This is a genomic window from Planktothrix sp. PCC 11201 (assembly GCF_900009135.1).
GTDB lineage: Bacteria > Cyanobacteriota > Cyanobacteriia > Cyanobacteriales > Microcoleaceae > Planktothrix.
In genome coordinates this window covers 186121-198041 of sequence record NZ_LT797701.1, presented here as the reverse complement: position 1 = coordinate 198041, position 11921 = coordinate 186121, and the positions used below count along the sequence as shown (strand labels likewise).

Below are 11921 nucleotides of genomic sequence, written 5' to 3'. Positions count from 1 at the left end.
AAATGGTCTAGTCGTAAGCCCCAACATTTAACCGTTGGTCGCCTTCAATAAATACGGATTCTGGAGGCGTTACGGTAAAGTTATCTAAATTCTTTTGCAGAATTTCCTTTTGTTTTTCTGTCAAACCAGAAATTTTCAATACATCTTCCACGGAATTATAGGGAGCATTCTTAATAATGACTGACCCTAATTTCGGAAACATTCCTTTATATTGACGAAAATCTCGCAGGTCGCTATTATTTAAGTCCAATTTATTGCGAACGGTGGCCATTTTCTCGTCAACCCGATTTTTCCGAGGGGCTTCCGTTGCTAAGATCGGGGAAATCAACCCATACTGCATTACATTGACGTTTGCAGCTAAAACATTTTGATCTCCAGTCCATGCGAAGCAACCGACTATCAAAACCAACAAAGCCAACAGGCGACTTAATCGTTTCATCAACGCTTTTCTCCCAACTGACATAAACAGCATTTACAAGAATTTGATATTTTCAGGCGAATCGACTAGCAGACTGTATTTTACCATCTTAAGAACTTCTACTTCAGTCCCCTAGCTCAATGGAAAAACGGGCTACTCCCCTAGCCAAAAACCCCAGATTTGCAATCACAGTTCAGTTTATGCTGTTGTCAACCTTTTCCGATTTAATGTAAATTTTCTTAAAATTTGTTAACAGTTGGGGGGCGCAATTAAAATTCAGCCGTCCATCTCTACAAAATAGCTAATTATAAGTTTAAATTATCCTTAATTGGTTATAGTTTTAAATTTTAAAATTAAAATCATTTTTTTCGGCTAATTTTGTCAAGAGGTTATTGACTTCCATTCGCAACTATTGACGAAATTCCGGGGTTTGGTGCTATAATACAAAAAAAATAGTCTGGGGAAGTTTGGCTTATTCAAAAAATAGGGGTGAAAAAACCCTATCTTTCGTGTAATCCTAATACTACAGCCCTGAATCTTACCCAATCTGTTGTACAAATTTTTCAGAGGCTAGATCCAGAACCCCAGAGTCGAGCTTGACAAAAATACAGTTTTGTGTATTATGTCCATTTTCGCTGTTTCAAGCGTTTCCAATGGGATGATTTTAAATTGATTAATAATTGTCGCATTTGTTTGAGATTCACCGACTTTCCGCCATAGCGCCAACTGATATAAGCCTGGGAGATTTCATCAATTACTTCAACTTCGGAAATCGAGTGATATTGGTGTAACCAAGACACATATTCTAAAGGGGTTTGGGTAGGAGATTTGGGGTATCCTTTACTCGCTAAAACCTGTAAAAGTTGTTGATAGAGACTTTCTTCCGGGGGTAACTTGGCTAACCAGCGACGATAGCGCCAACCTCGCCAAATATCCCAACTTAACCAGCCGAAAAATGCCATAATTGTTGTGACAATTAATCCGCTAAAAATCCCTAACCATCCTTGGGTAAAGAGACTAAAAAACCAGCGAATTACTTGGAATATCCCTAAAATTAAACGGCCTAAAATCGCTTGTAATCCATTGGCAAGTGGAGAAGGGAGCCAACCCGCCACCCAATCCCAAAAGGCTTTTAAGGCACTAAAGGTTTGATCTTCTTCCACTGAGGGAGGAATTAAATCCATCCCCGGAATGGGGTTAAAGGCAAACCAGCCATATTCGGGAAAATATACCTCCGTCATCGCAAAAGCATCGGTATTTTTAACCACATATAATCCTGTAAAGGGATTAAATTCCCCGGGGTTAAACCCGGCCACCAGACGGGCCGGAATCCCAATTGAACGTAACATCATAGTTAAAACCGTAGAAAAATGATCGGGGTAGCCTCCGGTAATTTTTTTTCCGGCGGGACTGTCTTGATACCCAAAGAGAAAGGCTTCTACTAAGTCTTCATTTTTTCTTAAAAACGGCGGTTCTTCTTGTAGTTTATAATTGGGGTTTTGTTTGAGATACTGGGCTAAATATAAGGCTTTTTCATAATCGGAATCTAAGGGTTTTTTGTTCTGGGCGACCTGATGCACACTGGCAAGAATTTCTTCGGTTTTTTTTCTGACTTTTTCTTGAATTTGATCGGGAACTTGTAAATAGTATTTTTTGATTCCTTCAGGATAGTTTTTAGAAGCGGCTTGTAACTGCGCCCGATTGCGCAGGGGAACTTGAGAAACCACCGTATAGGTCATCCCCTCTCGTAATTCTAAAGGCGATCGCAAATTCCCATCGGGATCAATAGCAATTTCCTCCGTCGGGAAATAGACTTCTTTCGGTTTATTCATCGCCGGAATTAAACTCGGAAGTTGTTGAAGTACGGTATAACTTTGAATCACTTCCTGAGTTTTTGCATTAGTGATGGGCGGAAAAAGATTAAATTCATACGACCAACGGGGACGTCTTAAAGTCATGGTTCTATTATTTCGAGAAATTTCCCATCCCTGTCCGGTATATTGGTCAAAAGCTACCACCCGCCAAAATCCCCTGGCTTGCGATCGCACCCTTAATACTTCTTGGGGTTTTAAATTTCCCCGTAAATTCTGATTAATTTTGGTATTAAATCCATAATAGAAGGTATCATTGAGAGTCCCTGCCCCCGTTTCCTGATTTAATCCGGTGCCACCTGCACCCGAATTATTATTATTATTATTTCCCGAAGACACATAACCCGGATTTAAAATTCGTTGTCCATCAAATTGTCCGGGGGGCATATCAATCGGAGAACTGACCGGAAAAGTTCTTAACTGATAGCTGGGAAACCGAGGGAGAACCATAAAAATAGTTAATCCCAACCCAACAACCACTAAAAAAATAATTCCTAAAGACTTAAAATTGACCCCGCTTCCTGGAGCTTGGGGCGTTTTTTTGGCGTTAAATTGAATCTCCCCCAATCCCAAACGAGAGCGATAATCTAAAATTAATGTTGGTAAAGCTAAAGCCAAAAATACTAAAACCACAGGCCCAAAAGCCAGGGTTTGACTGAGAGTTCCCGCTACTCCCATCAAAATTAATCCAATCACCATCGAATAGCCTAAATCTTTCCGCCGGGGTAAATCAAAACTGTGTAAAACCTGTAATTCTATTAATAATCTCGCTAACGCCAACCGTGTATCATTCATTTCCCCAAACAGTCGCCCAAAAAATGCAGCGAGGGCAACTAACATCCCAATAGCAATACAAAATTTAACAGGCACATTGCGATGGTAACGACGAAACCAACTCCAAGTTGCGCCAACCATGCTGACCGGAATTGCCCATAAATTCAGGGGTTCTTCAATAGCAACGTCCGTGGCAATAATCCCGGCAATCACTAATAACTGTACCAATACCCGCAACCCAAGGGAATCTTCTGGTATGGGCTTGGGCATGGCTTCAATCCGTCGCCATAATTGACTAATCACAGGGATTGAATTTGTCATCGTTTCGGCTTGCTCGGCTAGGGGGGTTCAAAGTTCCACCCTACTCTAACTCAATCTAACCTAAACTTCCAACCCAACCCGCGGTTGGGGACAAATAGCAAAACAGAGGGGATTCTGCTCCTCACTATCCAATAAAACGTGAAGTTGATAAATCTGGTTCGGTTCAGGGTTAATCAATTCCAGGGGTAAACATCCGGGGGAATTACGTTTTTTCGTTACTGATCTGTCATTTCCTAAGAGTTGTAACCGTCCGCCATCGGGAAGTCTGCCCCAGATTTTTAAGATTGTACCAGACTCAGTTTCCACATAGTCTACATCAACGGTAAATGGCCCTAAAGTTGTTAACCATTCCTGATGAACCGTCGATTGATTCAAATGACAATTGAGGGTTAAAGTATGCAGAAGTTCCTGAGTGGCTAACAATAACAACACCATTTGTTGTTCGAGGGTAGCCGTTTCATAACGGGGTTGGGACTCCCTTAAATCTAAAGATCCCCTTAAAGATCCTCGAATTACTAAACCCGCTAATTCATTTAAGGGTTGGGACTCGTTGGGAAATAAAGTTTCCACCGCCTGAACTAATTTAGCTCCTTCTTGTAGGCCAGATTTTAGCAGGGTAAATACAGGAGCCAGTAACTGGGCAAAAACCTGATCGGGTAGGGGCATCGACCATCTCAATTGTTGTCGGTGAGCCATCCACAAATGAGTAGCAGGAACCTGTTCTTCTCTAAATACGTCGGGGTACTCATTCAGTAAGTCAGTGCCGATCGGTTCCCACGGAAACAGGGGTGGGTTCATTTCAATCCTGGCTCTAAGTTTTTCTCTTAACACGGTCTCAAATCGGTTTTTCACAATTTCTATCTCTCCTACGGGTGAATATTGAATTTCCGGGCGGAAAACCTGCTCCTGGGGAGCGAGGGGAGCGAATTCATCCCATTCTAGGTTTTCCACCTCAGAAATCTGATCGGGCTGTGTATGGGGGTTTAATCCCTCCTCAGCCGAATCAGAGGTATGGACGGGGGTGTCCCGCCCATACCAGTGTTGTTGTAACAACCTGTCAAAAAATCGGCGTTCAAACCCTTGCTCGTCTTGGTTTGTTTCGTTATTCATCACTAGATGCCCCTGCTCCGGATACCGAATGATTCCTGATTTCCCAAGCCAATTCTAACAACTTAAACCAGCGTTTTTGAATCTGAGCAGTTTTGCAATTTAAAATCTTAGCAATTTCGACCTCGGGTAATCCCTGCTGTTTTAAACTTAATAAACGCTGCTGATTTGCACCGATTTGATTTAAGAATTCTTGCCATTGATGGGGTAATAACCCTAAATCCCGTTCTAAATCTGCTTCTAACCATTGGTGAACTAATTCCCAACGGTGGCTTAAAGCAAATCGCAGTAGATGGTACTTAAATCGTTGCTGTAAATAATCGCGCTGACGAGGCGTTAATCCGAGAATTTCCTCAATTTCACGGGTTGGTAAATCCTGTAACCGCAAGACAAAATAGTCAGCACAATCTTTTTGTTTGTGTTCTTCTAAATAAGCAATCAGTTCTCCTACTACAGTTTCCCTGAGAGAGTCGGACTCTGATTCGTTGGACTCGATGACCATAGCAGCCCGAACTTGTCCGAGGGAGGAATCATGATTACTCGTGTCTGATTCACTCCCTCCGCCCTGGGCGGCTAATTCTAAATCGACAAAACTTTCTTTAGGCTGTTGTTGAGAGAAGGTTTGCGCTCTTAAAATAATCAATTGTTGACTCCGACCTCGGGCTAAAGGAATTCGCCGTTTACCGTAGCGTTCCGTAAATGCCAGATATTCCGCTAGTTCTAACAGGGTTCGAGGACGGTAAGTCGCAGGTAACTGTGCTTCTTTGCGAAAGGCATTGAGGGTTTCTAAATAAAAGGCTTGTAAAAAATCCCTGATTAATTCCAATCGAGCTTGATAACTGGATTGGACTTGAGGAGGAGTAATATATCGATAAACAATCGCGCTCAAGGTACTATGTAATTCTAAAGACCCTTGTTTTGACCCTAGCTGATAATATTGAATACATTGCTGTAAACGATGTTGGGCTAGTGTCATTGCCCAGGTTTCTACATCCCCGGAATCTTGAATCCGTTTGCTTTCTGTACAAATGCGGGTGGCTTCTTCGGTAATTCGTTCGGCGACATCCCGACAATTTTGTTCAGATGCACGGGTGGATAGACTCAGTTCTCTCAATAGCTTTTGGAAAATGGTTTCGCCCCAGCAGATTTCCCCCATGATGTCTAGTTACTACAATGACCCTAACACAGTGATTCTGTGAGTTAGCTTGGATTTCCGGATCATTTTTTGTAGGGGCGGGTTCATCGAGATTGAGGTGATTCACAAAGATCTAAAAGAACCCGCCCGTACCCCTGTTAATATTCTTGATATTTATTTTTTTTAAACCTATGAATTTAGACCCACAAATTCAGTCTTTAATTGATCACGCGCCTCAAGATGGAACCACTCCTCAAATTGTGGAAGCGATCGCTCCAGCGTTAAAATTATTAGCGGAACAATTAGAACATCCCGAATATTATATTTTACAAACTTTAGACCAAAGTTGGGTGGTGCAACCGTTTATTAATGTAGATCAACCGCAGATTAAAAAACGAGTGATTTATGCTTTTTCTACCTTAGAAGATGCTTTGAGTTATACGAATCCTGATGCGGATTCTCGGGTTTTAGCGATTCCTTTACCTGTGACCCATATTTTATTTCAAATGGTTGTTTTAGAAATGCCGGATAGTTTATGCTTTTTTGAAACGCCGAATAATTTTCAGTCGGCTACGGAAATTAAACGTAGTGAAATCCAAGAGTTAATTCAGGTTTATTTACAGGACTATCAACAACGGCGTCAGTTAAAATCGCGTAAAATTCCGCCTAATATTGCTTAAGGAGGGAACAGGGAACAGGGCACAGGGGTAATACTTCTGGCTGTTTCCTAAACCTGGAAATGTTTCAATCCCTGAAAGGGATTATAAGGCATTTCAACACCCACGCCCCCGGCTGGGAATGGGAAGTTAATTGCGATTATGTTTCAATCCCTGAAAGGGATTATAAGGCATTTCAACCATTAATGACTATATTACTACAAAAGAATACTGCTCGTTTCAATCCCTGAAAGGGATTATAAGGCATTTCAACGTCTTATTGTATGTTCAATATTCAACAAATGGAGTTTCAATCCCTGAAAGGGATTATAAGGCATTTCAACAATCACTTCCTGATTAGCGGGCAGGGTGGTATCTACCGTTTCAATCCCTGAAAGGGATTATAAGGCATTTCAACCTCCAAAAGGTCGATCATCGCCATAATCATCCTGTTTCAATCCCTGAAAGGGATTATAAGGCATTTCAACTCCTGCTGTATTTCGGCATTGATGCCAGTCAAATCGAGGTTTCAATCCCTGAAAGGGATTATAAGGCATTTCAACACCAGTTCAGCCACGTTTGTAAATCAATTTCCGCCTACGTTTCAATCCCTGAAAGGGATTATAAGGCATTTCAACGATTTTTTCAGGAATCGAATTATTATCCCAATTCGTTTCAATCCCTGAAAGGGATTATAAGGCATTTCAACTCAATTAACAACAATTAGGAGACAAATCAAATGTGTTTCAATCCCTGAAAGGGATTATAAGGCATTTCAACCATTCGTTGTTGACGGATTTTGACGCACTTTTTCATTGTTTCAATCCCTGAAAGGGATTATAAGGCATTTCAACATCCTAGACCACAATTTGATCCCTCTAAAAATGGGTTTCAATCCCTGAAAGGGATTATAAGGCATTTCAACTAGAACAGTTCAGATCGTCTTACCGCTTAAGATGGTTTCAATCCCTGAAAGGGATTATAAGGCATTTCAACATATTTTTCTCTACAGGGGATTTATCAAATTGAATGTTTCAATCCCTGAAAGGGATTATAAGGCATTTCAACGAAGGGAAACTCGTAGATCCCAATACTGGAGATTTATTGCGTTTCAATCCCTGAAAGGGATTATAAGGCATTTCAACAAGGAATTGGGAAAAAACGCAGTTATGGCTATGGAGTTTCAATCCCTGAAAGGGATTATAAGGCATTTCAACCATCGTTTGTGGCGATCGCTCCCTTGAAAAGCCCAGTTTCAATCCCTGAAAGGGATTATAAGGCATTTCAACATCAGGATGTTGTTGCTTAGAGAATCTAGTTTTGCGTTGTTTCAATCCCTGAAAGGGATTATAAGGCATTTCAACCTCTTGATATTCTTCAAGACATCTATAATATTCTTGTTTCAATCCCTGAAAGGGATTATAAGGCATTTCAACACAATATAGGAAACTTCCATCGGGAGTAGGTTTATAGTTTCAATCCCTGAAAGGGATTATAAGGCATTTCAACGGGATTACCGTTGGCATCTTTCTTGGTTGAAAAGAATGTTTCAATCCCTGAAAGGGATTATAAGGCATTTCAACGATAAGCGGTTCGTTTTTCCATCCTGGATTTTTTCGTTTCAATCCCTGAAAGGGATTATAAGGCATTTCAACCTGTTTGTGTCATCTTGATTAATAAGTTGTTAATGTTTCAATCCCTGAAAGGGATTATAAGGCATTTCAACGAAGATATTTTAGCGGGAATTATTGAGAGTTCGTTTCAATCCCTGAAAGGGATTATAAGGCATTTCAACCTATTTGAAGGGGCTGATTCAAAATCTTCTAGGATGTTTCAATCCCTGAAAGGGATTATAAGGCATTTCAACAATCTTATCACCTTGAGGTCTGACAGGCTTGCATCTAGTTTCAATCCCTGAAAGGGATTATAAGGCATTTCAACTAATAGTTTTTGAAGGAATTGATCGCAGTGGGAAGTTTCAATCCCTGAAAGGGATTATAAGGCATTTCAACAAATCCGAGGGGGTGAAAATCCCCCTCAAGATAACTGTTTCAATCCCTGAAAGGGATTATAAGGCATTTCAACACACAGGCACTATAAAGTTTGATGTCAGGAAGATGGTTTCAATCCCTGAAAGGGATTATAAGGCATTTCAACTCATAGCTTTTGGAAGTAATCAAGGAGAAAATAATGTTTCAATCCCTGAAAGGGATTATAAGGCATTTCAACGACAATATCAATCAAGAATCCTTTTGCCTACACCCGTTTCAATCCCTGAAAGGGATTATAAGGCATTTCAACGAAACTGTGAGTTCATTGAAGTAAGCCTCTTCGCTTAATGTTGGTTTCAATCCCTGAAAGGGATTATAAGGCATTTCAACCAAACAAACAGCATTAAAACAAATTTAATCAAGTGTTTCAATCCCTGAAAGGGATTATAAGGCATTTCAACGCAGAGTTCTTCCTTTAGCTGATCGTCAGGAGGTGTTTCAATCCCTGAAAGGGATTATAAGGCATTTCAACACATATTCCTTGGCTAAAGATTCGTGAACTGAGAGCCGTTTCAATCCCTGAAAGGGATTATAAGGCATTTCAACCGTTGCTGTTCAGGGTTTTTTCTATTATGACCATGTTTCAATCCCTGAAAGGGATTATAAGGCATTTCAACAAATGACAGCAGAAGCGGTTGATGAATTTTTTGCCGATGAGTTTCAATCCCTGAAAGGGATTATAAGGCATTTCAACGAGAACTCCAAGCCGCCCTCAAACCCTACAAACAAGTTTCAATCCCTGAAAGGGATTATAAGGCATTTCAACAAACCAGTAAAAAGAGAATGGTTTATGGACTTAAACGTTTCAATCCCTGAAAGGGATTATAAGGCATTTCAACAAGCCCCGACAATTCCTGTTCTAATCCAAAGTCCGTTTCAATCCCTGAAAGGGATTATAAGGCATTTCAACCCTTGCGAGTGGATATTGATATAAGATTGTTAATGTTTCAATCCCTGAAAGGGATTATAAGGCATTTCAACCAGAAAACCGGGCGGGGTGATTTGGCTCCGCAATTATGGCAAGTTTCAATCCCTGAAAGGGATTATAAGGCATTTCAACAGTTCAGGATTTGAGTTTTGCTTCTGTTAAAGAGGTTTCAATCCCTGAAAGGGATTATAAGGCATTTCAACCCTGTTCGGGTTTGGCTCGAAAACTCCAAAGCACGTTTCAATCCCTGAAAGGGATTATAAGGCATTTCAACAATTTGATTAGCTTGTTCACAGCTAAAAGGATCTGTTTCAATCCCTGAAAGGGATTATAAGGCATTTCAACAAAGAGCAAATCAAAGCGATGGGCTGCAAATGGGTTTCAATCCCTGAAAGGGATTATAAGGCATTTCAACAGTTACCTGTTACCTCACCGGGGCAGTGGCCGGTTTCAATCCCTGAAAGGGATTATAAGGCATTTCAACTCCGAAATGAAGAAAAAGGCTCAAAAATTGCAAGCCGGTTTCAATCCCTGAAAGGGATTATAAGGCATTTCAACCTAAATCAGTAAGCTGGACAGTTTGGGGTATTGGTTTCAATCCCTGAAAGGGATTATAAGGCATTTCAACCTGTATAAGGAAAGGAACGCGATCCACCCCCCTGGGGTTTCAATCCCTGAAAGGGATTATAAGGCATTTCAACTCCAATTAATTTTGTCGGCTGAACTCGGATTTTTTTGGTTTCAATCCCTGAAAGGGATTATAAGGCATTTCAACAAGATAAGTTATTTTCTCCCCTAAATCGTACTGATTAGTTTCAATCCCTGAAAGGGATTATAAGGCATTTCAACGTTTTGATGGTAGCGCTAATGTTTCGGCTGCAATGTTTCAATCCCTGAAAGGGATTATAAGGCATTTCAACTAGATATCCTATCATTGCAGCTATGGTATGCAGCAATGTTTCAATCCCTGAAAGGGATTATAAGGCATTTCAACTCACGATTACAAGGTTCTCTGGTGATATAAAACCCGTTTCAATCCCTGAAAGGGATTATAAGGCATTTCAACGGAACAAGCCAGACAGGAATTTGAATTAGTAACGTTTCAATCCCTGAAAGGGATTATAAGGCATTTCAACTACTCCAATCACAGCGATCACATATTTTGTCAGATGTTTCAATCCCTGAAAGGGATTATAAGGCATTTCAACCTCATAATTGATATATTCATTTGTTGCATAAAGTAGTTTCAATCCCTGAAAGGGATTATAAGGCATTTCAACTTTTGGGATCTTGGCATTTGAATCCAAGGTAGCGTTTCAATCCCTGAAAGGGATTATAAGGCATTTCAACCAAAAAGGCGATCGCCAAATGATTATTGGGGAGTGTTTCAATCCCTGAAAGGGATTATAAGGCATTTCAACTGAGTTATTAGAATATACTTCCCCTGTTCGTTCATGGCGTTTCAATCCCTGAAAGGGATTATAAGGCATTTCAACCCCTGATTCTTTTCGGGAACTTTGTCACCAAACTGAATGTTTCAATCCCTGAAAGGGATTATAAGGCATTTCAACGTCCGGTCTTTAATCCGGAAGTGGGGTTTTGAGCTGTTTCAATCCCTGAAAGGGATTATAAGGCATTTCAACCAGAAATTCTGACCAGTTATTGCGGGGATTGGTTGTTTCAATCCCTGAAAGGGATTATAAGGCATTTCAACCTAAATCCCTTCCCTGCTGTGAAGGTTGGGACTCTGTTTCAATCCCTGAAAGGGATTATAAGGCATTTCAACCTCTGAACCCGACCATTTTGCCTTGCGCTTTCCCCGTTTCAATCCCTGAAAGGGATTATAAGGCATTTCAACGCCAATCAAGGAATCCAAACTCACTTCGGTTGGCACGTTTCAATCCCTGAAAGGGATTATAAGGCATTTCAACTAAGGAGAGGGTTTGTAATCTGACTGAATTTGCTGGTTTCAATCCCTGAAAGGGATTATAAGGCATTTCAACTTTATATTCCCTGTATGTTAGTTGTCTGCATTCCGTTTCAATCCCTGAAAGGGATTATAAGGCATTTCAACAATGCAGCAATGCTTGGATCTTCTTTGAGATTAAGTTTCAATCCCTGAAAGGGATTATAAGGCATTTCAACAGATATAGCAGTTCCCTTACCTGGTAGCCAAGGGGTGTTTCAATCCCTGAAAGGGATTATAAGGCATTTCAACTTTTTGCCAAATTTCCCGCCATCTATAATGTTGGTTTCAATCCCTGAAAGGGATTATAAGGCATTTCAACCGGATTCTGGAAGGAGTTGGAGGCGATCGCAGCTGTTTCAATCCCTGAAAGGGATTATAAGGCATTTCAACTTTAATTTCTGCTTATCATTTACCCCCGTCTGTATTTGGTTTCAATCCCTGAAAGGGATTATAAGGCATTTCAACAGCGGGCTTCTGGAACCCTTGATATATTTAGTTTTCGAGGTACGATTCCGACAACCTGAATCGAATATATCATTTCAGCCATCAACTTGTCAACGGGCAAAAACAAAAAAAGGCTGAAACCCTCTTCCCATAAAGCATTCAGGAATTCTGACAACCTCCTTACCGCCTTAAGACATCTCAAACCCATAACAGATAAACCTTTCAGACCCAAAATTTCCCCTTCTAT

5 protein-coding genes and 1 CRISPR repeat array are annotated in these 11921 nt (G+C 40.6%); of the genes, 1 reads left to right on the top strand and 4 read right to left on the bottom strand.

Annotation, left to right across the window (positions count from 1 at the left end; genetic code table 11):
* Positions 1 to 7: 7 nt before the first annotated feature.
* The 4 genes from psbU to hetZ form a co-directional block, all read right to left on the bottom strand.
* Complete coding sequence (gene psbU / locus PL11201_RS11160; protein WP_079678711.1) at positions 8 to 439, bottom strand: photosystem II complex extrinsic protein PsbU; 432 nt, start codon at positions 437 to 439, stop codon at positions 8 to 10.
* Positions 440 to 1038: 599 nt separating this feature from the next.
* Positions 1039 to 3384: a transglutaminase TgpA family protein gene (locus tag PL11201_RS11155; RefSeq protein WP_079678709.1), complete on the bottom strand. Its 2346-nt coding sequence runs from the start codon at positions 3382 to 3384 to the stop codon at positions 1039 to 1041.
* A gap of 60 nt (positions 3385 to 3444) precedes the next feature.
* Positions 3445 to 4494 carry a hypothetical protein gene (locus PL11201_RS11150; protein WP_079678707.1) on the bottom strand — a complete coding sequence of 350 codons (1050 nt, stop codon included), beginning with the start codon at positions 4492 to 4494 and terminating at the stop codon, positions 3445 to 3447.
* Positions 4487 to 5647 carry a heterocyst differentiation protein HetZ gene (gene hetZ, locus PL11201_RS11145; protein WP_079678705.1) on the bottom strand — a complete coding sequence of 387 codons (1161 nt, stop codon included), beginning with the start codon at positions 5645 to 5647 and terminating at the stop codon, positions 4487 to 4489. The genes PL11201_RS11150 and hetZ overlap by 8 nt, the downstream gene beginning before the upstream one ends.
* 170 nt (positions 5648 to 5817) lie before the next feature.
* On the opposite strand from hetZ, the gene PL11201_RS11140 reads away from it, so the two are divergent.
* A complete protein-coding gene (locus tag PL11201_RS11140; protein ID WP_079678703.1) occupies positions 5818 to 6306 on the top strand; it encodes a hypothetical protein in 489 nt (162 codons plus the stop codon).
* 61 nt (positions 6307 to 6367) lie between these two features.
* Positions 6368 to 11695: a CRISPR direct-repeat array (repeat unit 37 nt; unit sequence GTTTCAATCCCTGAAAGGGATTATAAGGCATTTCAAC).
* Between the last annotated feature and the right edge of the window lie 226 nt (positions 11696 to 11921).